The organism is Azonexus sp. GW821-FHT04F04, assembly GCF_059420025.1.
In genome coordinates this window covers 38,691-61,799 of sequence record NZ_JBWKSX010000018.1, presented here as the reverse complement: position 1 = coordinate 61,799, position 23,109 = coordinate 38,691, and the positions used below count along the sequence as shown (strand labels likewise).

Sequence of the window (23,109 nt, the reverse complement as noted above, 5' to 3'; positions counted from 1 at the left end):
CTGGTCATCGCTTGCCCCTGCGCGCTGGTGCTCGCCACGCCGGTGACGGTCGTCAGCGGACTGGCGGCAGCGGCCCGACGCGGCATCCTGATCAAGGGCGGTGTCTATCTTGAGGAGGCCCGCAAACTGCGGGTAATTGCCCTCGACAAGACCGGCACCATTACCGAAGGCAAGCCCCGTCTGGTCGCCACAGAACTACTTCCCTCGACGGTCCCTGAATCACAAGTGCTTGCCTGGGCCGCCAGCCTGGCCGGGCACTCGGACCATCCTGTCTCAAAAGCGATTGCAACCGGTCTCAAGCTTCCGGAAAATGGCTTGACCGATTTCGTCGCCCTTGCCGGACGGGGCGTGGAAGCACGGGCTGACGGCCAACTGCTGATCCTCGGCAACCATCGTCTGATTGAGGAACGCGCTCTGTGTAGCGCCGAGATCGAGGTTCGCCTTCAGGTGCACGAGACGCAAGGCCGGACGGTGACTATGCTGGCGTCGGAACAGCAGGTGCTGGCGATTTTTGCGGTGGCCGACACCATCAAGGAAAGCTCACGGAAGGCGGTGGCCGATCTGCACCGGCTCGGTGTCGTCTCGGTCATGCTGACCGGCGACAATGTGGCGACGGCCGCGAGCATCGCCAAGGAAGCCGGCATCGACGACGCCCGGGGAAATCTTCTTCCTGAGGACAAACTGGCGGCCATCGAAGATTTGCAACGTCGCTATGGCCCGACCGCGATGACCGGCGACGGCATTAACGACGCACCGGCGCTGGCTCGCGCCGACATCGGCGTGGCCATGGGCGCGGCCGGTACGGATACGGCGATGGAAGCGGCCGACGTGGTGATCATGAACGATGATCTGCGGCGCATTCCCGAGATCATCCGTTTATCTCGCGGCACCTATGCAGTGCTCTGGCAGAATATCGGGTTGGCCCTAGGAATCAAGATAATCTTTCTGGTTCTCGCCATTTTCGGCAGTGCGACCATGTGGATGGCGGTTTTTGCGGATATGGGTGCCAGTCTGATTGTCGTATTCAATGGACTGCGCCTGCTGCGCAAATAGTTGAGTTGGTTGTTCTGCTTCACCACCCTTTAGGTACGAGAGTGCCAAGTATTCTCAGTCTTTTGGAGCATCCGCCTTACCAGATTCATTTTGAGTTTTATTATCGTGTCTGGGGTCGTGCACAGTGGGTTTTGACCCATAAAAACTCCCCAGCCACCCTAGCATCTGAGAAATGGCATCCTCATGGGTCGTGGCTTGAATGTGCTCATGACCGTCAGCATCGGTGTGATATACGGTTTTCCAGGTAGCCCAAAGCGTGATGCCGACAATCAGCACTACCAGCATCGCCACAATCATCTTCGACTTGTTCATCCGACAATCCCCCTATCAATCTTTCAACCTTGGCGAAAGCTACCGATGCTTGCTGCGACGGGAGGTAGCCAATGGAAAGGAGAATATTAGCTCGTTGATTCGAACAGCTTAGCTCCGTTCGCCCTGCCAACGAATCCCCGGAGAAGTTTGGGGTTTCTTTTTTTACTTTCGTATTGACTGATAGAATTCGCCCCATGCGCCGCTGGCTTGCCATCCTCTTGCTCGTTTTCTTGCCCTTCCAGTTCTCCTGGGCGGCAGTAGCTAGCTATTGCCAGCACGAAACAGACGCAAGCTCGCAGCACTTCGGCCATCACGAACACAAGCATCAGGCCGATGCTGATCGCGATGGTGTTCCGGACAGCAAACTGACTGGCGGTATCGACAACGACTGTGGAACCTGTCATGCCGGCTGTGTCGTCGCAATTTTTGCTGCTGGTGGCTTGCCATTGGCTACTAGCATTTCGTTAGCTATTCCTTGGCCACCCGGAACCACGTCCTCAGCGCCACTCGCTGAACCCGAACGCCCCAACTGGTCCGTCCTCGCCTGATCGGCGGGGTGGATAGCACTTTTCTGCGCTTCTCCCTTGCGGTTGCGGTGGACTGATCCGCCCTGACGCATTGCGACGCTTCCTGGTCGCACCCCGCCGATTCCCCGTGTGTCTTTTCATCACTGGAGAATCGGATGTCTCGAAGCAAATCTATTTCACGAACTACCTTTTTACCGGCCCGCCTAGTCGTTGCCGGGCTGTGCTCACTCGCTGCGCTCTCGACCGGCAACCTATGGGCGCAATCGATGCCAGCCCTCGCCGGCCCCGCGATTACCTTGCCGCAAGCCTTTGCTGCCGCGTGGGCACGACAACCCGAGGCGCAATCCCTCGATCTGCGGCGCGATGCTGCCGAAGCGCGTCGGCAAGTGGCCGGCAGTTGGACGGCCCAACCGCCTTCGCTGGATTTGTCCGGCAAGACCGACCAACTGAGCAAGAATCAAGGCAGCCGCGAATACGCGGCCGGCGTCGCCTTACCCCTGTGGCTGCCCGGCGAACGCTCCCGTCAGGGCGCCTTGGCCGATGCTGAATCCAAAGCCCTGGATAGCCGGGTGACGGCCGCGCAACTGCGCACTGCCGCCGCCGTGCGTGATGCCTGGTGGAACTGGCAGCGGGCACGTGGCGAACAGTCGCTGGCCCGCGAGCGCTTGGCCAGTGCGCAAAAACTGGCAGAAGATGTCCGCCGCCGAACCAAGGCCGGCGACCTGGCACGCTCGGACCAGCATCAGGCCGATGGTGCGGCGGCAAGCGCCGAGGTGACGCTGGCGGAAAGCGCAAGCCTGCTGGCCGCAGCCACCCAGCAACTGCGCGCCCTGATCGGCAGGCTGCCGGATGAGAAAGCAGCCGACGGACCGGAAACCCCGCCGGCGGTGCCAGCTGACTTCGCCGCTCTGGATGCGACCCACCCAGCGGTCGTCGAACTGTTCGACCGGGCCGAAGTCGCTCGCCGCGCTGCCGATCTGGCCAGCGTGCAGACGAGGAACCAACCCGAACTGTTGCTGGCGACCACCCGCGAGCGGAGTGCTTTCGGCGACGACTATCAGCAGACTGTCACACTCGGCGTGCGTATCCCGTTTGGTTCGGAGAGCCGCAATCGGGCCAAGCTCGGCCTGGCCCGCGCCGAAGCCCTCGAAACCGAGGGACACCTTCGTCTCGAACGCGAACGCCTGGCGGCTGATCTGGAAGCGGCGCGGGTGCGCGTCGAATCGGGTCGCACGCAACTGGCGGCCGCCGAGAAACGCGCCCAACTGGCACGTGAGTCGCGGGGTTTTTTTGATAAGTCCTTCCGCCTGGGCGAAAGCGACCTGCCGACCCGCCTGCGCATAGAACTCGAAGCCGTCGAAGCCGAACGGCAAAGCACTCGCACCCGGATTGATCTGGCCGCCGCGATCTCCGCCCTGCGCCAGGCCATGGGCCTGCTCCCCGAACAAAAATGAGGAACCCGAACATGAGAACAACAAACACACTGGCCACTTTGGGATGGGCCGCCTGGATCGCCCTGGCCGCGCCACTGGCCTGGGCCGGTGACGGGCACGACCATGGCGAGGCGCCAGCTTCATCCGCCGGTCCAGCCGCGCCGCGTTTTGCGGCAACGTCCGAAACCTTTGAACTGGTCGGCGTCGTCAATGGCAAGCAACTGACGCTCTATCTCGACCGCTATGCCGACGGCAGTCCGGTCAAGGATGCCAAGCTCGAACTGGAACTCGGCGGCGTCAAAGTACCCGTCGAACCGCATGCCGAGGGGGAGTTCGAGGCGACGCTGGCGCAGGAACTCAAGCCGGGGGTCGTGTCGGTCGCGGCGACCGTCATCGCCGGCGAGGAAACCGACTTGCTGGCTGGCGAACTCGACATCCATGAAGAGGTACATGCCGAAACTACTGCCCACACCCACGGCTGGAAGGAATACGCCCTGTGGGCTGGAGCCGCCGGTGGGGCGCTGCTGCTCCTTGCCGCTCTATTGCGCCGCATGCGCGCTTCCCGCAACCCGCGTTTCGGAGGTGCCGCATGAAGCCCCGTCTGTTATTAAGTGCCCTTTGTCTTTCCTTCTTGTTTTCCTCAACGTTGGTGCTGGCCGGCGACGGCCATGACCACGGCGACGCCCCGCCCGTTGCCAGCGGCAACGGCCCGAAACGCCAGCCGGACGGCAGCGTCTTCCTGCCCAAACCGGCGCAACGCCAGATCGGTGTTCGTACCCTGCTGGTTGAACCCGGCGAACTGCCCCGTACCCATGAACTGGCCGGCAAGGTGGTCATGGACCCGAATGCCGGCGGCAAAGTGCAGGCCATCGTCGCCGGTCGTGTCACGCCGGGACCACGCGGTCTGCCGCTGCCCGGCCAGCAGGTCAAGAAGGGCGAGGTGCTCGCTTACGTGACGCCGGAAGTCGGTGGCAACAGCCGCTCCCTGGCCGAAAGTCGCCTGCGCCGCCTGCGCGAACTATCCGACACCGTGCCGCGCAAGGTCATCGAGGAAGCTGAAGCCGCCGTGGCCAACGAACAACTGGTGGCGCCGGTCAGCGGGGTTATCGCCTCGGCCAACGTCGTTTCCGGTCAGGTGCTCGAAGCCCGCGAAACCCTATTCGAGATCGTCAATCCGGAACGCCTGCTGATCGAGGCGCTGGCTTTCGATATGGCCATCGCCAGCGATGTCGCCGGGGCCTTTGTTGCCATCGGCGAGCAGAAGCGGCCGCTGCGCCTGGTCGGCGTTGCCCGCAGCCTGCGTGAGCAGGCCCTGCCACTGACCTTCCGGGGTGAAGGCGGCGCTTTGGCGGCGTTGGCCGTCGGCCAGCCGGTTCGGGTCTTCGTGCAGACGCGCAGCACGGTGCCGGGTATCCGCGTACCGATGGCGGCGCTGATGAAGAACCCGGCCAACCAGTCCATCGTCTGGGTCAAGACCGCGCCGGAACGCTTTGAGCCGCGCACGGTCACCGCCGAGCCGCTGGACGGCACCCACGTGGCGGTGACCAGCGGACTGAAAGCCGGGGATCGGGTTGCCGTCCGCGCTGCGACCCTAATCAACCAGATTCGCTGAGCGGAGCCAATCATGTTCAAGTGGCTTCTCGAGAACAGCCTGGCCAATCGTCTGCTGGTCATCATCGCCAGCCTGGTGCTGATGGCTTATGGGGCATTCACGCTATCGCGCACACCGGTGGATGTGTTTCCTGACCTCAACAAACCGACGGTCACCATCATGACCGAATCCGGCGGCATGGCCGCCGAGGAAGTGGAACAACTGATCACCTTCCCGCTGGAAACGACCATGAACGGTCTACCCGGCGTGGAAAGCGTACGCTCGGTGTCCAGCGCCGGCCTCTCTTTCATTTATGTGACCTTCAACTGGAAAACAGAGATTTTCCGGGCCAGGCAGATGGTGTCTGAACGTCTTTCCTCGATGGAGGAAGGTTTGCCAGCGGGCGTCACGCCGCGCATGGGGCCGATCAGTTCGATCATGGGCGAAATCATGCAGATCGCCATTCCCATCGACACGGCGAAGATTTCGCCGATGCAGGTGCGCGAATACGCCGACTGGGTGCTGCGTCCGCGTCTGATGGCCATCGCCGGCGTCGCGCAGGTCATCCCCATCGGCGGCGAAGTGCGCCAGTTCCAGGTGCAACCGAACACGACCCGCATGGCGGAACTGGGCATTTCGCACGAACAGTTGACCGGGGCGCTCAAGGGCTACTCAGCCAACACCTCCGGCGGCTTCCTCGAACTCAACGGGCGCGAATACCTGATTCGCCATCTCGGACGCACGTCGCGTCTGGATGACCTGACGAATCTCGCCCTGGCCGCACGCCACGGTCAACCCGTTTTATTGCGGCAAATCGCCGACGTGACCTTCGCGCCGGCCATCAAGCGGGGCGATGCCGGTTTTGAGGGCAAACCGGCGGTCATTCTCGGCATCCAGAAGCAGCCGACGGCCGATACCATCCATCTGACCCGGAGCATCGAGGCCGCCGTGGAGGATCTGAAGAAATCGCTGCCAGCCGGCATGGAGGCGCCCAAGGTGACCTTCCGCCAGGCGAGTTTCATCGAGTCGTCGATCAGCACGCTGCAAGGAAAGCTGATCGGGGCATCGATCTTCGTCGCCGTCATCCTGTTCTTCTTCCTGGGCACCTTGCGCCCGACGGTAATCGCGCTGACCGCGATCCCGGTGTCGATTTTCATGACGGCGCTGGTCTTCGACTATTACGGCCTGTCGATCAACACCATGACGCTGGGTGGCCTGGCCATCGCCATCGGTGGCCTGGTCGATGACGCTGTGGTCGGCGTCGAGAACGTGTTGCGGCGCCTGAAGGAAGACCGGGCCAAGCACCACGATCATCGGATGCACCCGATTGAACTGGTAGCCCATGCGACGATGGAAGTGCGTTCGGCCATCCTCTACGCAACGATCATCATCGTGCTGGTCTTCCTGCCGCTCTTCGCGCTGCCCGGTATGGAAGGGCGCTTGTTCGTGCCGCTCGGTATCGCTTTCATCGTTTCGACGCTGGCTTCGCTGGTGGTGTCGGTGACAGTGACGCCGGTGCTTTCCTTCTACCTGCTGCCCCGCATGAAGTCGCTCGATCATGGCGACACGAAACTGCTGGCCTGGCTGAAGGCCAGCTATGGCCGCAGTTTGCAGGCGGTACTCAACCGTCCCAAAGCGGCGTTGGCGGCCGGTGCCGTCGCCATTCTGGTGGCAGCAGTCGCGGTGCCGTTCTTCCCCAAGACCTTCCTGCCGCCCTTCAATGAAGGAACGCTACTGATTGGCATGCGCCTCAACCCCGGCGTCACGCTGGCCGAGTCGTCAGCCCTGGCACAACAGGCCGAGGTGCTGGTCAAAGCGGTGCCGGAAGTGGTGCACGTCGGGCGACGCAGCGGCCGGGCGGAACTGGACGAGCATGCCGAAGGTGTTCACGTCAGCGAACTGGATGTCGGCCTGAAGCCGGCGTCCGAAATGACACGTTCAATGGGCGAAATTTCGGCTGACATTCGCGCCCGCCTGATCAATCTGCCGGCGGCGATTGCCATTGGCCAGCCCATCTCGCACCGCATCGACCACATGCTCTCCGGCGTGCGTTCGCAGATCGCCATCAAGATTTTTGGTGACGACCTGGACACGCTACGCGGTCAGGCCGACGCGCTGCGCGGCAGGCTGGCCGGTATTCCGGGCATTGCCGATCTGGAAATCGAGAAGCAGGTGCTGGCCCCGCAGATCAAGGTCAGCGTCAACTATGCGACGGCGGCGCAATACGGCGTGCCGACGCCGCAGATTCTGGCGACGCTGCAAAGCCTGGTCGAAGGTGAAAAAGTAACGCAGGTGGTCGAGGGCGGCCGGCGCTTTGCCTTGGTCGTGCGCTTGCCCGAAACGTCCCGCTCGCTGGAAGGCCTCGGGCAGATCCTGCTGGAGACGCCCGGCGGCCCGATTCCCTTGTCAAAAATCGCCACCATCGAGGACGGCGACGGGCCGAATCAGGTCAGCCGCGACGACGGCAAGCGGCGCATCGTGATTTCGGCCAACGCGCAAGGACGGGCGTTGTCCGAGATTGTCGAGGACATCCGCAAGGTCGTCGGCGACAGCAAGCTGCCGGAAGGCTACTTCATCACGCTGGGCGGACAATTCCAGGCGCAGGAAGAGGCTTCGCGGCTGGTTGGCCTGCTCTCCATCGTCTCGCTGGTGCTGATGTTTGTGGTGCTCTTTAGTCGCTACCAGTCGGTCGTGCTGTCGGCGCTGATTATGGCCAACATTCCGTTGGCGCTGGTCGGCGCGGTGCTCGGCTTGTGGATTTCCGGGCAGCCGCTGTCGGTCGCCGCGCTGGTCGGCTTCATCACGCTGGCCGGCATCTCGGTGCGCAACGGCATTCTCAAGGTCAGCCATTACATCAATCTGATGCGCATGGAAGGCGAGAACTTTGACCACAAGATGATCCTGCGCGGCTCGCTGGAACGTCTTGCGCCCGTCTTGATGACGGCGCTGGTCACCGCCTTCGCGCTGGCGCCGTTGTTGTTCGAGGCCGAGCGGCCGGGCACGGAAATCCTGCATCCGGTGGCGGTGGTCATTTTCTCGGGCCTGATCAGCTCAACCCTGCTCGATACCTTCCTAACACCCGCCATGTTCTGGCTGTTTGGCCGCAAGGATGTGGAACGTCTGATGGCCGACCGCGATGCCGGTGCACTTTGATGATTATTCAACGAAAGGAAAACTCATGAAACCGATTCATCTTCTCGCCGCTTTTTCCTTCTCCATGTCCGGCCTTGCCTTCGCCGCGGGTAGCCACGAGCACGCCCACAAGCCGCTCCACGGTGGCGTGGTCAGCGAGGTCAGGGATATGGATTACGAACTGGTTGCCAAGCCGGATCTGATCCAGTTGTATTTGCGCGATCATGGCAAGCCGGTGGATGTCTCAAAGACCAACGCCAAACTGACCATTCTCGTCGGCACCGACAAGCAGGAAGTCGAGTTGAAACCGGCTGGTCAGCCACTGGAGGCCGGGGGAAGTTTCAAACTGGCCAACAGCAAGATTGTGGCCTTGGTATCCGTCCCGGGCAAAGCCCAGGCAACGGTTCGCTTCGTGTTGAAGTAGAAGGGAGACCACATGTCCGCGACGAGAAAAATACTCACCACATGTTTTCTGGGCGTGACGCTCTCCGGTTGTGCTGGGCATACTCATCGACTGGTATCGGAGAACAACTCGCTATCCGTCACTGGCTCCTTTAGCCACGAAGGCACACAAGCGCCGGTCATGGTTTTGGAACTCGAAGGAGCGCGATATGAGGGGCGGGGATTTGTGATTCAGCATTCTCAAGACCTCGCAAAATTACGTAAATTGTTTGGCCCAGGCAAACATTACGACCGAATTACCAGCGGCATGGACAGCGATCACATAAAGAATTCGGCTTCGCCGATACTACGTTCCCAAAGTGGGGAAACAATTCTATGCCTGCTGGCTTGGAGTTCAGGCCAAAGTCCAGCCGGGGTTTGCACGAAGCCTGATGGAAAGGAGATTGATGTTCGTTTCGACTGATTCTGGGTAAGCCTGCTTCGGGAAGCATAAAAAGCCAAAAAGGCGACAAGCCCATGGCTTTGCTTGCTTCCCAAATAGCGGATGTTCGTTGTGTGCCGTCTTGGTGTCATTTTGAGCTATACCCCAAACGGATGTCAGGGTAGGCCACTCAAAGAAGTCCAGATAAGTCAAATATTCAATTTATTGGCACCTGCCACGACAGGGCATAGATTTTTAGCTGACCGAATTCGCTCGGGAAAGGAGTTTAACGGGTCAAAGTGTCGGCTATGTCCGGTTCGGGACATTTCGAAGCGAGGATCAAAGGCAAGATCACTGTGCACCGGTAGGGGTCGCAAGATTACACAAATGTAATTTATCGGTCAGCATCCCGTTGGGCAACGCTCCGTACCATCCGTGTTTATTGATCTGAACTCGGTGAACTTGCCCCAATGAATTGCTCTCCGCCAACGCCCAAATTGCGCGCCGGGACCGGCTTCCTGCTGGTGGCCTTGCTGGCCGCCCCAATTGGTTCCGCTCAGGCGGAAACCCTGCGCGATGTGTTTGAAAAAGCGTGGGCCAATTCCCCTCAGGGGAAAACAGTCGTCGCGAAACGCGAGGAGGCGACCGCCAGCCGAACCGTTGCCGAATCCTTGTTTCCTGGTACACCGAAAATCGGCCTGGCGCAGCGCACTGACCGCTGGAACGACAATCTCGGCAAGGAAGAGAGCGAAATCGGAATTTCCGTTCCGCTCTGGCTGCCCGGCCAAAAATCAGCCCGGATAGCCGTTGCCGAGGCCGATGGCGACGAGAGTCAGCGGAGCATTGCCGCCATCCGGCTGGCCGTCGCCGGTGAATTGCGGACGGCCATGTGGACGCTCTATCTGGCGCAAAGCGAAGCGGCGGTTGCCGTTGAACGTCTGGACGCGGCGGCCAAGCTGGAAGCCGATGTGGCCAGGCGGGTCAAGGTCGGCGATATGGCGCGCTCCGATCTACTCCTCGTCAAGCAGGAAACGAGCAGCGCCCGGGCCGCAGCGGCCGAGGCGAAAGCCCTCGTCGTGCGCAGTACGCAACGCTACCGGGTGCTGACCGGCAGCGACCGCTTGCCGGACAATCCGCAAGAGCCGGTCATGGCTGCCGCCACTGACGATATCCATCCCCGTCTGGCGGCCGGACAAGCCATTGCCGAGCGTGCCCGTGCCGGCATGAAATTGGCACGGGAGTCGCGGCGCGATGCGCCCACTATCGGCGTGCAATATCGCCGGGAGCGCGATGCTTCCGGCGCCACCCCACGCGACAGCGTTGGCTTCGCCATCACCATCCCCTTCGCTGGCGAGGTCCGCAACGCCCCCTTGATTGCCAGCGCCAACACGGCACTGATCCAGGCCGATGCCCAGTATCAGCGGCTGCTTGCCGATGTCGAAGCTGAAGTCATGGAGGCCGAGGCGCAACTCGACTCGGCCCGAATCGGCGCCGAACTTACTGTCGATCGCGAGCAAGCCGCGGCCGAGCGCCTGGCCCTGATGCGCCGCGCCTTCGAACTGGGGGAAACCGCGCTCGTCGAATTGCTGCGTGCCCAAACCCAGGCGATCGAGGCCCGCATCGACCTGGGCCGCAGCCGCGCCCGCCTGTCGGCCGCCCAGGCCAATCTGAATCAAGCCCGAGGAATTACACCGTGATCGAGAAGCCTTTCATCCTGAGTTTGGCTGCCCTGAAAGCCATTATTACAACCATCCTGCTTGCGCTGTCCATGCCGCTCCTCGCCCATGAAGGCCATGACCACGGAGCCCCCGCCAAGCCGGCCGATGTCAACTTGGCACCACGTTTCGAACTGCGCAGCGAAGACCTTGAACTCGTCGGCGTACTCGCTGGCCAGGACCTGATCATCTATCTCGACCGCGCCGCCGACAACGCACCCGTTCCCGGAGCGCAAATCGAAATCGAAGGTCAGGGGATCAAAGGGGTAGCCACCGAGATGGCGAATGGGGTCTACCAATTATCCGCTCCCTCCCTGACGCAAGCCGGCAAATACCCGCTGACCATCACCGTCCAGGTGGGCGAAATTGTCGATCTGCTTTCGGCCAGTCTGGAGATTGGCGAAATAGCGCCTGCCATGCCTGACGACGGACACTCCGATCGCAACTGGTGGTTCTACGCCGGCACACCGCTGTTGCTGCTGGCCGGCGGCCTGATCGTGCGCCGCCTGCGTCGCCAACCGCAACATGGGATTCATTCAGCATGACCATTATCAAGAACTTTTCCCGCTACGCCCTGGCTCTGTTTGTGGGCAGCGCCCTGGCTGTCCAGGTCTCCGCCCACGGCGGCGAGGACCATGGCGATGCCCCGAAATCTCCCGCTGCACCGGCTCCGGCCGCCGCAGTCAATGCCCAAGGCCAGGTGACATTCAACGAGCCGGCCATTCGACTGCCGGACGGCAGCATATTTGTCCCGAAATCGGCGCAACGACAACTGAGCCTGCGCACCCGGGCAGCCCTCAAGGGAGAATTCCCGCGCACCCTCGAACTCAATGGCCGCATCATCGCCGACCCCAATGCCGGCGGCCGGGTGCAGACTTTCCAGAGCGGCCGGATCGAGGCCGGCCCGAACGGGCTGGCGGTGCTCGGTCAACGAGTGAAGAAGGGGCAGATATTAGCCTGGCTGCAACCCGCCGCGACCGCCCTCGAACGCGGCACACAGCAGTCGGTACTGGCTGAACTGGCCGCCCAGGAGAGCGTTCTCGAACGCCGCTTGGCGCGTCTCAAACAACTGGAGGGCAGCGTCCCGCAGAAAGACATCGAGCAGGCGGAGATCGAACTCGCCGCGTTCAAGAAACGTAAAAGTGCGGTGGGCGGCAGCCTCGGCCGTGAAGCCTTGGTTGCGCCGGTGACTGGCGTGGTCAGTGCGGCCAATGCCGCAGTCGGTCAGGTGGTCGATGCGCGGGAAGTAGTCTTCGAGGTCATCGATCCGCAGCGGCTGGCGGTCGAGGCATTGGCCTATGATCCGCTGTTGCTCGATGGACTGGGCAAGGCCAGCGCGCCGATTGCCGGTGGCGTGCTCGACCTCGCCTTTGTCGGCCTGGGGCGTACCTTGAAGGACCAGGCCATGCCGGTGCTGTTCCGGGTCGAGCCGCCGAAAAACGGCGCGAAGTTGGGTGAACTCCCCGCCGTAGCGGTCGGCCAGACCCTCAAGGTCCTGGCCCAAACCAGGGCCAGCCAAGCCGGCGTGGCGATTCCCGCCGCCGCAGTGGTACGCAATGCGGCCAATGAATCCGTGGTCTGGGTGCATGAAAGCGCCGAGCGCTTCGTTTCCCGCAAAGTCAAGGCGGCGGCCCTGGACGGTCATTCGGCGGTCGTGACCGACGGCCTGAACGGCGGTGAACGCGTCGTCGTTCAGGGCGCTGCTTCCCTGGCGCAGATTCGCTAAGGGGACGCCGTGTTCGATTTCATCATCAATGCGAGCCTCAAGCAGCGCCTGATCGTGCTCGGCGTTTCGCTGCTGCTGGTCATTTATGGGGCGCTGACCGTGCGCCAGATGCCGGTGGACGTATTCCCCGACCTCAACAAACCCATGGTCACGCTGATGACCGAAGCCGGCGGTATGGCCCCGGAAGAGGTCGAGCAATTGATCACCTTCCCCGTCGAATCGGCGATGAATGGCATGCCGGGCGTGACGCGGGTGCGATCGGTGTCGGGCATCGGCCTGTCGGTGGTCTATGTCGAGTTCGAGTGGGGCAGTGAGATTTATCGCAACCGCCAGCAGATCGCTGAGCGACTCAACCTCGTACGGGAGCAGTTGCCGCAGGGGATCGTGCCGCAGATGGGGCCAATCTCTTCAATCATGGGCGAAATCCTGCTCATCGCTTTGCCGGCCGATCCGGACAAAGCCAGCCCGATGCAGGTGCGCGAATACGCCGACTGGGTTATGCGGCCGCGCCTACTGACCATCCCGGGCGTCGCCCAGGTCATCCCGATCGGCGGCCAGGTCAAGCAGTACCGCGTCGAACCCGACCCGGCTCGCCTGCAGGCAGTCGGTGTCACACTGGCCGAACTGGAAGCGGCGCTGAAGAACTTCGGCGGCAACACGGCCGGCGGCTTCGTCGATGCCGGCGGCCGCGAATACCTGATCCGCAACATCGGCCGGACGACCCGGCTGGTCGATCTGCAGAACCAACCGGTGGCGACGCGCAACGGCCAGCCCATCCTGCTGCGCCAGGTGGCTTCCGTCACCTTTGCCCCCGGGGTCAAACGCGGCGATGCCAGTTTCAAGGGAAAACCTGCGGTCATTCTCTCGGTACAAAAGCAGCCGACGGCAGATTCGGTCGAGTTGACGCGGGCCGTCGAGCAGGCCCTGGCCGAGATGGGCAAGAGCCTGCCGCAAGGTGTCGACACGCCGCAGTTCCTGTTCAAGCAGGCCAGTTTCATCGAAGCCTCGGTCAGCAACGTCGAGGAAGCGTTGCGTGACGGGGCGATCATGGTCGCCGTCATCCTCTTCCTGTTCCTGGCCAATTTCCGCACCACCTTCATTTCGCTGACCGCCATTCCGGTCTCGCTGCTGGTCACAGCGCTGGTCTTCAGCTACTTCGGCCTGTCGATCAACACCATGACGCTGGGCGGCCTGGCCATCGCCATCGGCGAACTGGTCGACGATGCCGTGGTCGATGTCGAAAACGTCCTGCGCCGGCTGCGTGAAAACCGCAGCCTGCCCAACCCCCGGTCAGCGCTGGAAGTGATTGCCGCCGCCTCGAAGGAAGTCCGCTCCGGGGTCGTCTATGCGACCTTGATCGTCGTGCTGGTGTTCATTCCGCTGTTCGCCCTGCCGGGTATCGAGGGCCGGCTGTTCACGCCGCTTGGCGTCGCCTACATCGTCTCCATCCTGGCCAGCATGGCGGTAGCGATGACCATCACGCCGGTGCTCTGCTACTACCTGTTGCCGAAGATGAAGCATATTGATCACGGCGACAGCGCCCTGGTCAGAAAACTCAAAGCCTGGGACGAACGCCTGCTTAACTGGTCGTTCGACCGTGCCCGGGCGCTGCTGATCGGCGCCGTCGCCGTCGTGGTCATCGCGCTGGCCTCCATTCCCTTCTTTGCGAAGTCCTTCCTGCCGCCGTTCAACGAAGGCACGCTGACCGTCAATGTCGTGCTCAACCCCGGGTCATCGCTGGTCGAATCGAACCAGATCGGCACGCAAGCGGAAAACATCCTGCTCGCTGTGCCCGAAGTGACCGAGGTCGGCCGCCGTACCGGTCGCGCCGAGTTGGACGAGCACGCCGAAGGCGTCCATTACTCCGAGATCGAGGTTGATTTGAAGGCTTCCGGGCGGGATCGGGAAGCGATCATTGCCGACATCCGGCAGCGCTTGGCCGTGCTGCCAGCCGTGGTCAATGTCGGGCAGCCGATTTCGCACCGCCTCGACCATTTGCTGTCCGGCGTCCGGGCGCAGATCGCCCTGAAGATTTTCGGCGACGATCTGGACACCCTGCGCGGCCTGGCCGGCGAGCTCAAGGAACGCCTGGCCAAGATTCCGGGCATCACCGACTTGCAGATCGAAAAGCAGGTGCTGATTCCGCAGTACAAGATCCATCTCGATTACGATGCCGCCGCCCGCTACGGCGTGGCTTCCGGCGAGTTGCTGCAACGCCTGGAGCAATTGCTGGCCGGCGAGCGGATCGGCCAGGTCATCGAGGGCAATCGCCGTTTCGACCTGACCCTGCGCCTGCCGGAAGAAGCGCGCGGCGAACGCGGCCTGGCAAACCTGCTGATCGAGACGCCGACCGGCCGCGTGCCGCTGTCGTTACTGGCCCGCATCGAGGATGGCGACGGGCCGAACCAGATCGGCCGCGAGAACACCCGGCGCCGCATCGTCGTCTCGGCCAATACCGACGGTTCCGACATGAGCCGGATCATCGCCGACATCCGTCGCGAAATCGACAAAAAGCCCGTGCCGGAAGGCTACTTCACGCTGCTCGAAGGGCAGTTCCAGGCGCAGGAACAGGCGGCCAAGCTGATCGCGCTGCTCGCCATCGTCTCGCTGACCATGATCTACCTGGTGCTCTACAGCCGCTATCGCTCGGCGGTGCTGACCGCCATCATCATGGGCAACGTGCCGCTGGCCCTGGTCGGCTCGGTCGTCGCCCTGTGGATCTCCGGCCAGCCGCTGTCGGTCGCCGCTCTGGTCGGCTTCATCACGCTGACCGGCATCGCCACCCGCAACGGCATCCTGAAGATCAGCCATTACATCAATCTGTGCGCCTTCGAGGGCGAAATCTTCGGGCGAAAAATGATCGTCCGCGGCTCGCTGGAGCGCCTGACGCCGGTGCTGATGACGGCCCTGGTCGCCGCCTTCGCGCTGACCCCGCTGCTGCTGTCCGCCGACGCGCCGGGCAAGGAAATCCTGCATCCGGTCGCCGTGGTGATTTTCGGCGGCCTGATCAGTTCCACCTTGCTCGATACCCTGCTGACTCCGGTCATGTTCTGGCTGTTCGGCGAAAAACCCCTGCAACGCCTGCTCGCTGAGAAGGCAGAAGAGTCTTTCTAACCCCACCCGATGAGGAAAAATCCGTGAAGCTCCCCCTGATTCCCAACCTGATTTTATCTGCTGCCTTGCTGTTCGCCGGCAACGGCGCTTTCGCCCACGACGATGCCACCCTCGACCAGATGAAGGCCCCCAATGGTGGCCAACTGCGCATGGCCGGGCCATATCACTTCGAACTGCTGGTCGACAAAACCAACAAGGAGGCCAAGGACAGTCCGGTCACGGTCTATCTCACCGACCATGGTGAGAAAAAAATCCCGGCGGCCGGCGTCAGCGGTACGGCAACGATTTTGGCCGGCAAGTCGAAAGTGACGGTGCCGCTGTCCCCGGCTGGCGACAACAAACTGAGCGGGGTCGGCAAGTATGTCTCCGATGGCCATATGAAGGTGGTTGTCTCCATCGTCTTCCCGGATAAAAAGACTGAGCAGGCCCGGTTTTCCCCGCTGGCAGCGGAGCATGCTGAAGAGCATAAGCATTGACCGGCAAAAGCCACGGTAAGTACCGTCCGTGAAAATTACAAAAATGTAATCAAGGAGTCAGTATTTTGTTGGTATTGCTTGGCCATACTGCCCTCAGTCAATTGAACGAGGAGTGATTTCCATGGCAAAGCCGATAACTGTTCTGCTGACGCTGTTTGCCCTTGGCGCAGCGGTAAACCTGCCGGCCAGTGCGGCAGATGCGGTCGACGTCTATAAAAGTCCCTATTGTGGATGCTGCGAAAAATGGGTCGAGCATCTGCAGCAGGCGGGATTCGCTGTGCGAACCCACGACGTCAATGACGTGCCGGCTGCTCGCCAGCGGCTGGGCATGCCCGAGCGCCTCGGTTCATGTCACACAGCCAAGGTCGCCGGCTATGTTGTCGAAGGACACGTCCCCGCCGCCGACATCCAGCGCCTGCTCAAGGAAAAACCGAAGGCCATCGGCTTGGCCGTGCCTTCGATGCCGCCCGGATCTCCCGGCATGGAGAGCCCCAAGCCGGTTCCCTACAACACGCTGCTGGTCCAGGCCGGTGGTGCAACCACCGTATTTGCCAAACACTGACCCCTATTCCTCAACAGGAGAAAACCATGAAAGCACTCTTCACCTCAACCCTGATCGCCCTCGTCACCTTGGGTGCTGCGCCGGTTCAAGCGGCTGGCGATCATGCCGGCCACGGCATGGCGATGCAGGCAACTGCTTCCACAGAAATGCAGATGGTTGATGGCGTAGTCAAGAAAGTCGACAAATCGGCCGGCAAGGTGACGCTCTCCCATGGGCCGTTGACCAATCTGAGCATGCCGGCGATGACCATGGTTTTCCGGGTCAAGGATGCGAACTGGCTTGATCAGATGAAGGCGGGCGACAAGATTCGCTTCATGGCTGACAATGTCAATGGCGCGGTAACCATTGTGCATTTCGAACCGGCCAAATAACAACGAGGGCGATGGCATACCGGGGTAAGCCACCCGGAGTGCCCATCGCTTTGTGAAGTCGCGTTTTACAGGGAGGTCGTATGCGACGATTCAGGCTTGCCCCCATTTTCGCCTTGCTAATGGCCATCGGCTTGGGCATGCCCGCACTGGCTCAGGAACCGGCTATCGGCGCTTCGGTCGACAGCCTGCTCGATTTCGCCAAGACGCGGAACCCCGAGTACGCGGCAATGCAGGCGGAAGCGGAGGCCTCCGGCCAACGCATTACATCGGCCGGGGCGCTGCCCGACCCCAAGTTCCGGGCCGAGTTGCGGGACATTACCCGCATGGGCGAGCAGAACGCCACGCTTTCCCCAAGTCGCGTCGGCAGTACCAAATATCTGTTGATGCAGGATATTCCGTGGTTCGGCAAGCGCGACCTGAAGCGGGAAATTGCCGAGTTCGAGGCCGAAGGTGCCAAGGGGCGAGTTATGGGAACCTGGGCCGACATCGCCGGCCGGATCAAGGTCAACCATGCCCAGTTGTACTACCTCCACGGCAGTGAACGACTGACCCGCGAAATCCTTGACCTGATGATCCGTCTGGAAAAAATCGCCCAGGTCCGCTACGCCGGCGGGTTGGCGGCCCAGCAGGATGTCATTCGTGCCCAGGTTGAACAGACCACGATGCGCAATGAATTGATCGCCCTGGAAACCGAGCGTCATCACCTGCATGCCCGCCTGAACGCCTTGCTGGCCCGGCCGACTCGGGCGCCCCTGGCCGAGCCAAGCCAACTGCGGACACTGCCGCCACCGGCCAGACTCGACTATGTCGCCCTCGAAGAGCGCGTCCGCGCCAGGAATCCCCTGCTGTTCGCCGACGAGTCGCGGATCAGGGCCGCCGAAAAAACCCGCGATCTGACCTACAAGAATCGCTATCCCGATGTAACGCTCGGCGTCTCGCCCATCCAGTACCAGAACGAGGTCAAGGAGTGGGAGTTGATGCTCGAAATGAATATCCCGCTGCAGCAGTCCTCGCGCCGCGCTCAGGAACGAGAATCCGAATCCATGCTGAATGCGGCCAGAGCGCGCAAGGAAGCGACCGCGAACCAGGTGGTCAGTGACCTCGCGGAAGGTCTGGCCGGTATCGAGGCCGCCCGCCAGACCGAAAATCTGCTGAGTAACAGCCTGCTGCCGCAAGCCGAACTGACCTTCCAGGCCGCCTTGGCCGGCTATGAAACTGGCAAGGTCGATTTCGCCACGCTGCTCGATGCCCAGCGGCAAATTCGCCAGGCCAGACAAAATCGGATCAAGGCTCAGGCCGAGGCGCAAATGCGTCTGGCCGAAATCGAACGACTTTTAGGGGAAGACTTATGAAACAGGGCGCAGGATTGACTCTTGGCGTGATCGCGGTCGCCGTTGCAGCCGGCGGCGGCTATTGGCTGGGCGGCAAAGGCGACGCGCCCCACGGTGAAACAGCAGCGCCGGTGGCAGCCACTTCCCCGGAGCCGGCCAAGAAAGAAAAGAAGCTGCTCTTTTACCGCAATCCGATGGGGCTGCCCGACACCTCGCCGACGCCCAAGAAAGACCCGATGGGTATGGACTACATCGCCGTCTATGAAGGCGAAACGGACGACGAACCAACGACCGCCAACCAAATCAAGATCAGTACCGAGAAGGTGCAGAAACTGGGCGTGCGGACCGAAGCTGCACAACTCCGCATTCTCGACAAGGTGGTCCGAGCATCCGGCCGGATCGAGCCGGACGAGCGCCGCATGTATGCGATTTCGCCCAAGTTCGAGGGCTATGTCGAGCGCCTGCATGTCAATGTGACCGGCCAGCCCGTTGGCAAAGGCCAGCCGCTGTTCGAGGTGTACAGTCCGGAGTTGGTCTCCGCCCAGCGTGAATATGCGATTGCCGCCCAGGGCGTCGAATCGCTGAAAGAGGCCGGCGGCCCGGCGCGGGACGGCATGAAGCAACTGGCCGATTCCAGCCTGCTGCGACTGAAAAACTGGGATATCTCGGAAGAACAGGTCAAGGCCCTCGCCAAATCCGGCGAGGCGAAGCGGACGATGACGTTCCGTTCGCCGGTAGCCGGCATCGTCACCGAGAAAAAAGCCGTCCAGGGCATGCGCTTCATGCCCGGCGAGGCGCTCTATCAGGTCGCGGACCTCTCCTCGGTGTGGGTCGTCGCCGACGTGTTCGAACAGGACATCGGCCTGGTCAAATCTGGCAGCAAGGCCAAGGTGACGATCAACGCCTATCCGGGCAAGACTTTCGACGGCACGATCAGTTATGTCTATCCGACCTTGAACGCCCAGACCCGTACCGTGCCGGTTCGCGTCGAACTGGCAAATCCGGGGCTGCTGCTCAAGCCGTCGATGTTCGCCCAGGTCGAACTGCCGGTGGGCGCCAAAGGCCAGGTGGTCACGGTGCCGACCTCCGCCGTCATCGACAGCGGTGCCCGCCAGATCGTACTGATCCAGCAAGGCGAAGGCCGCTTCGAGCCGCGCGATATCAAACTCGGGGCGCGCAGCGACAATCACGTCGAAGTGCTGGAGGGGGTCAAGGAAGGCGAACAGGTGGTGGTCGCCGCCAACTTCCTGATCGATGCCGAGAGCAACCTCAAGGCGGCGGTCGGCGGTTTCGGCCATGCCGCCCACGGAGCAGCCCCCAAAGAAGGGCAAGCGGCAGCACCCGGACAGCCAGCCGCCAAAGGCGCTAGCCACCAGGCCGAAGGCACGGTGGATGGCATCGACGCGGCAGCCGGCACGATCAGTCTCAATCACGGCCCGGTCGCCAGCCTCAAATGGCCGGCCATGACCATGGAGTTCAAGGCTGCCAACGCATCGCTGCTGCAAGGGCTGAAACCGGGGGCCAAAGTCGCCGTCGAGTTCGTTGAGCGACAGCCCGGCGAATGGGTGATCACGGCCGTCAAGCCTCTGCCGGCAACCCAGGGAGCCGGCACGCCGGCCGCCGCTGCCAACCCGCACGCCGGTCACTGACCGAGAGCCACGGAGAGTCGCCCCATGTTGGCCAACATCATCGAATGGTCGGGCCGGAACCGCTTCCTGGTCCTGCTCGCCACCCTGTTCATCACCATCGGCGGCATTTATGCCGTGTTGCGCACCCCGATCGACGCCTTGCCCGACCTGTCGGACGTCCAGGTCATCGTCTATACCGAGTATCCCGGCCAGGCACCGCAAGTCGTCGAAGACCAGGTCACCTATCCGCTGACCACGGCCATGCTGTCGGTGCCGAAATCGAAGGTGGTGCGCGGCTTTTCCTTCTTCGGCGCCTCCTTCGTGTACGTCATTTTTGAAGACGGTACTGACATCTACTGGGCCCGCTCGCGTGTGCTGGAATACCTGAATTTTGCCTCCAGCCGCATGCCAAAGGGTGTCACCCCCTCGCTCGGACCGGACGCCACCGGCGTCGGCTGGGTCTACCAGTACGCGCTGCTCGCCAAGGATAAGACACTGGCCGAACTGCGCACCATCCAGGACTGGTACGTCCGCTATCAGCTGACCAAGGCGCACGGCGTCGCCGAAGTGGCCTCGATCGGCGGCTTCGTTCAGACCTACCAGGTCACCGTCGACCCGGTGAAACTGCGTTCCTACGGCATTCCGCTGATGAAGGTAGCGCAGGTGATCCGCGACTCGAACCGCGATGTCGGTGGCCGTGTCGTCGAGATGGCCGAAACTGAGTACATGGTGCGCGGCAAGGGCTACCTGCGCGGCAAGAGCGACCTCGAAACGCTGGTCGTCAAAAGCGACAAGGGCACGCCAGTGCTGATCCGCGACATTGCTCGCGTCGAACTGACGCCGGACGAAAGGCGTGGCCTGACCGAGCTGAACGGTGAAGGCGAAGTCGTATCGGGCATTGCCATGGCGCGCTACGGTGCGAACGCGCTGGAAGTCATCCACAACCTGAAAGCCAAAATCGACGAAATCGGTGGCGGCTTGCCCGAGGGCGTCACGGTGCAGACGGTGTACGACCGTTCCGAACTAATTCACCGCGCCATCGACACGCTGAAGCGGACGCTGCTGGAAGAAGCGCTGATCGTCGCCCTGGTCTGCATCGTTTTCCTGATGCATGTGCGCAGCGCGCTGGTCGCCATCCTGATGCTGCCGGTCGGCGTGCTGATCGCCTTCATCGCCATGCGCTCGCTGGGCATGAACTCCAATCTGATGAGCCTGGGCGGTATCGCCATCGCCATCGGCGCGATGATCGACGCCGCCATCGTGATGATAGAGAACGCCCACAAACACCTGGAGCGTCTGCCCGAGGAGCACAGCAAAGCCGAGCGTGCCGACGCCATGCTCGCCGCCTGCAAGGAAGTCGGCCCGGCGCTGTTCTTCTCGCTGCTCATCATCACTGTTTCCTTCCTCCCGGTGTTCGCCCTGGAAGGCCAGGAGGGGCGGCTGTTCTCGCCGCTGGCCTTCACCAAGACCTTCTCGATGGCCGGCGCGGCGCTGCTTTCGGTGACGCTAGTGCCGGTCCTGATGATGCTATTCATCCGCGGCAAGGTCATGCCGGAAGCGAAGAATCCGGTGAATCGCTTCCTGATCTGGGTCTATCGGCCGATCATCGCCGGCGTCATGCGCTGGAAGAAAATGACCATCGTTGCTGCCGTCGTTGCCTTGGTGGCCTCGATCTACCCAGCCTCTCAACTCGGCTCGGAGTTCATGCCTACGCTCAACGAGGGTACGCTGCTCTACATGCCGGCATCGCTGCCCGGCATGTCGATCACCAAAGCCGCCGAGTTGATGCAGACGCAGAACAAGATCATCAAGAGTTTCCCCGAGGTCGCTTCGGTCTATGGCAAGGCCGGGCGCGCCAATACGGCGACCGATCCGGCGCCGACCGAGATGTTCGAGACGGTGATCAACCTGAAGCCGGAATCCGAATGGCGCCCGGGCCTGACCACCGACAAGTTGATTGCCGAACTCGACAAGGCCCTGCAATTCCCCGGCGTCGCCAACGCCTGGACGATGCCGATCAAGGCCCGCATCGACATGCTGTCCACCGGCATTCGCACGCCGATCGGCATCAAGGTCTTCGGCAAGGATCTCGGTGAGATGGAAAAAGTGGCCAAGGAAATCGAGGCCGTGGTCAAAGCCGTGCCCGGCACGACCAGTGCCTTCGCCGAGCGCATCACGGGCGGCTTCTATCTCAATATCGAACCGGACCGCGAGCAACTGGCGCGCTACGGCCTGGCCATCGGCGACCTGCAGGATGTGATCGGCACGGCGCTGGGCGGTGAGATGGTGACGACCACGGTCGAGGGGCGGGAACGTTTCGGTGTCACCGTGCGCTACCCGCGCGAATTGCGCTCCGATCCGCAGCGGATCGCCCGCGAAGTGCTGATCCCGACCATGGACGGGGCGATGATTCCGCTCGGGCAACTGGCCAAGGTCGTTGTCGCCAAGGGCGCACCCAGCATCCGTACCGAAAACGCCCTGCTCTCCGCCTATATTTATGTCGACATCCGCGACCGTGACATTGGCAGCTACGTGGCCGATGCCAAGAAGGCGGTCGCCGAACAGGTCAAGTTCCCGCCGGGCTATTACGTGACCTGGAGCGGCCAGTTCGAATACATGGAACGGGCCATCGAGAAAATGAAGATCGTCATCCCGGTAACGCTGCTGTCGATTTTCCTGCTGCTCTATCTCAACTTCAAGCGCATTACCGAGACGCTGATCGTCATGCTCTCGGTGCCTTTCGCGCTGGTTGGCGGCATCTGGTTGATGTGGTGGCTCGGCTACAACCTGTCGGTCGCCGTCGCCGTCGGCTTCATTGCGCTGGCCGGCGTCGCGGCCGAGACCGGCGTCATCATGCTGATCTATCTCGATCACGCTTGGGAGGAATTGAAGACCAAGCGGCGCGCCGAGGGTCAGGTTCCTGGCCTGACCGATCTTTACGAGGCGATCATGGAAGGCGCCGTCGAGCGCGTCCGCCCGAAAATGATGACCGTGGTAGCGATCATGGCCGGCCTGCTGCCCATCATGTGGGGCACCGGCACCGGTTCGGAAGTGATGAGCCGCATCGCGGCACCGATGGTCGGCGGCATGATTTCCTCGACGGTGCTGACCCTCGCGGTGATTCCAGCAATCTACGCGCTGGTCAAGCAATGGCGCCTGAATCGGGGTATCGAGGAATGAATATTTTCAACGCAAGGAGAACGTGATGTCGAAGAAGCTCTTGGTGGTTGCTGTGACGGTCGTCGGACTGTTGCTGGGCGGGTGTGCCAGTAGTGGATATGCGGGCGGCTCCGGAAACGACTCGCACGCTGGTCA

19 protein-coding genes are annotated in these 23,109 nt (G+C 62.0%); 18 read left to right on the top strand and 1 reads right to left on the bottom strand.

The window, feature by feature from the left end; all coding sequences use genetic code 11:
- A partial coding sequence (locus tag AC07TV_RS22010) for a heavy metal translocating P-type ATPase (protein ID WP_494650494.1) occupies positions 1-1,053 on the top strand: 1,053 nt, incomplete at its 5' end.
- Positions 1,054-1,107: 54 nt separating this feature from the next.
- Here AC07TV_RS22010 and AC07TV_RS22005 read toward each other — a convergent pair.
- Positions 1,108-1,365, bottom strand: a complete 258-nt coding sequence (locus AC07TV_RS22005) for a hypothetical protein (protein WP_494650493.1) — start codon at positions 1,363-1,365, stop codon at positions 1,108-1,110.
- A gap of 194 nt (positions 1,366-1,559) precedes the next feature.
- Here AC07TV_RS22005 and czcI point away from each other — a divergent pair, with 194 nt between their 5' ends.
- From czcI to AC07TV_RS21920, 17 genes are all read left to right on the top strand, one after another.
- The gene (gene czcI, locus AC07TV_RS22000) at positions 1,560-1,913 is read left to right on the top strand and encodes a cation efflux protein, CzcI family (RefSeq protein WP_494650492.1); all 354 of its coding nucleotides are present in this window, start codon (positions 1,560-1,562) and stop codon (positions 1,911-1,913) included.
- 134 nt (positions 1,914-2,047) lie between these two features.
- A complete protein-coding gene (locus AC07TV_RS21995) occupies positions 2,048-3,346 on the top strand; it encodes a TolC family protein (RefSeq protein WP_494650490.1) in 1,299 nt (432 codons plus the stop codon).
- An 11-nt stretch (positions 3,347-3,357) separates the two neighbouring features.
- Positions 3,358-3,918, top strand: coding sequence for a hypothetical protein (locus tag AC07TV_RS21990; RefSeq protein ID WP_494650488.1), 561 nt, complete (start codon positions 3,358-3,360; stop codon positions 3,916-3,918).
- Entirely contained in the window at positions 3,915-4,937 is a 1,023-nt protein-coding gene (locus AC07TV_RS21985) for an efflux RND transporter periplasmic adaptor subunit (protein WP_494650487.1), read from the top strand. The genes AC07TV_RS21990 and AC07TV_RS21985 overlap by 4 nt, the downstream gene beginning before the upstream one ends.
- A gap of 12 nt (positions 4,938-4,949) precedes the next feature.
- Positions 4,950-8,069: an efflux RND transporter permease subunit gene (locus tag AC07TV_RS21980; RefSeq protein ID WP_494650486.1), complete on the top strand. Its 3,120-nt coding sequence runs from the start codon at positions 4,950-4,952 to the stop codon at positions 8,067-8,069.
- Positions 8,070-8,094: 25 nt separating this feature from the next.
- The gene (locus AC07TV_RS21975; RefSeq protein ID WP_494650484.1) at positions 8,095-8,472 is read left to right on the top strand and encodes a hypothetical protein; all 378 of its coding nucleotides are present in this window, start codon (positions 8,095-8,097) and stop codon (positions 8,470-8,472) included.
- 12 nt (positions 8,473-8,484) lie between these two features.
- On the top strand, positions 8,485-8,913 hold the full coding sequence (locus tag AC07TV_RS21970) for a hypothetical protein (RefSeq protein WP_494650482.1): 429 nt from the start codon (positions 8,485-8,487) through the stop codon (positions 8,911-8,913).
- Between the two features lie 428 nt (positions 8,914-9,341).
- Positions 9,342-10,568 carry a TolC family protein gene (locus tag AC07TV_RS21965; protein WP_494650480.1) on the top strand — a complete coding sequence of 409 codons (1,227 nt, stop codon included), beginning with the start codon at positions 9,342-9,344 and terminating at the stop codon, positions 10,566-10,568.
- On the top strand, positions 10,565-11,131 hold the full coding sequence (locus AC07TV_RS21960) for a hypothetical protein (protein ID WP_494650479.1): 567 nt from the start codon (positions 10,565-10,567) through the stop codon (positions 11,129-11,131). The genes AC07TV_RS21965 and AC07TV_RS21960 overlap by 4 nt, the downstream gene beginning before the upstream one ends.
- On the top strand, positions 11,128-12,312 hold the full coding sequence (locus tag AC07TV_RS21955; RefSeq protein ID WP_494650478.1) for an efflux RND transporter periplasmic adaptor subunit: 1,185 nt from the start codon (positions 11,128-11,130) through the stop codon (positions 12,310-12,312). The genes AC07TV_RS21960 and AC07TV_RS21955 overlap by 4 nt, the downstream gene beginning before the upstream one ends.
- A 9-nt stretch (positions 12,313-12,321) precedes the next feature.
- The gene (locus AC07TV_RS21950) at positions 12,322-15,426 is read left to right on the top strand and encodes an efflux RND transporter permease subunit (protein WP_494650477.1); all 3,105 of its coding nucleotides are present in this window, start codon (positions 12,322-12,324) and stop codon (positions 15,424-15,426) included.
- Positions 15,427-15,449: 23 nt separating this feature from the next.
- Positions 15,450-15,902, top strand: coding sequence for a hypothetical protein (locus tag AC07TV_RS21945; RefSeq protein ID WP_494650476.1), 453 nt, complete (start codon positions 15,450-15,452; stop codon positions 15,900-15,902).
- A 121-nt stretch (positions 15,903-16,023) separates the two neighbouring features.
- Complete coding sequence (locus tag AC07TV_RS21940; protein ID WP_494650475.1) at positions 16,024-16,464, top strand: DUF411 domain-containing protein; 441 nt, start codon at positions 16,024-16,026, stop codon at positions 16,462-16,464.
- A gap of 26 nt (positions 16,465-16,490) precedes the next feature.
- Positions 16,491-16,835, top strand: coding sequence for a copper-binding protein (locus AC07TV_RS21935; protein ID WP_494650474.1), 345 nt, complete (start codon positions 16,491-16,493; stop codon positions 16,833-16,835).
- A gap of 80 nt (positions 16,836-16,915) precedes the next feature.
- Complete coding sequence (locus AC07TV_RS21930; protein WP_494650473.1) at positions 16,916-18,187, top strand: TolC family protein; 1,272 nt, start codon at positions 16,916-16,918, stop codon at positions 18,185-18,187.
- A complete protein-coding gene (locus tag AC07TV_RS21925) occupies positions 18,184-19,815 on the top strand; it encodes an efflux RND transporter periplasmic adaptor subunit (protein ID WP_494650472.1) in 1,632 nt (543 codons plus the stop codon). Before AC07TV_RS21930 ends, AC07TV_RS21925 begins: the two co-directional genes overlap by 4 nt.
- Positions 19,816-19,839: 24 nt before the next feature.
- Positions 19,840-22,974, top strand: coding sequence for an efflux RND transporter permease subunit (locus AC07TV_RS21920; protein ID WP_494650471.1), 3,135 nt, complete (start codon positions 19,840-19,842; stop codon positions 22,972-22,974).
- Positions 22,975-23,109 lie beyond the last annotated feature (135 nt).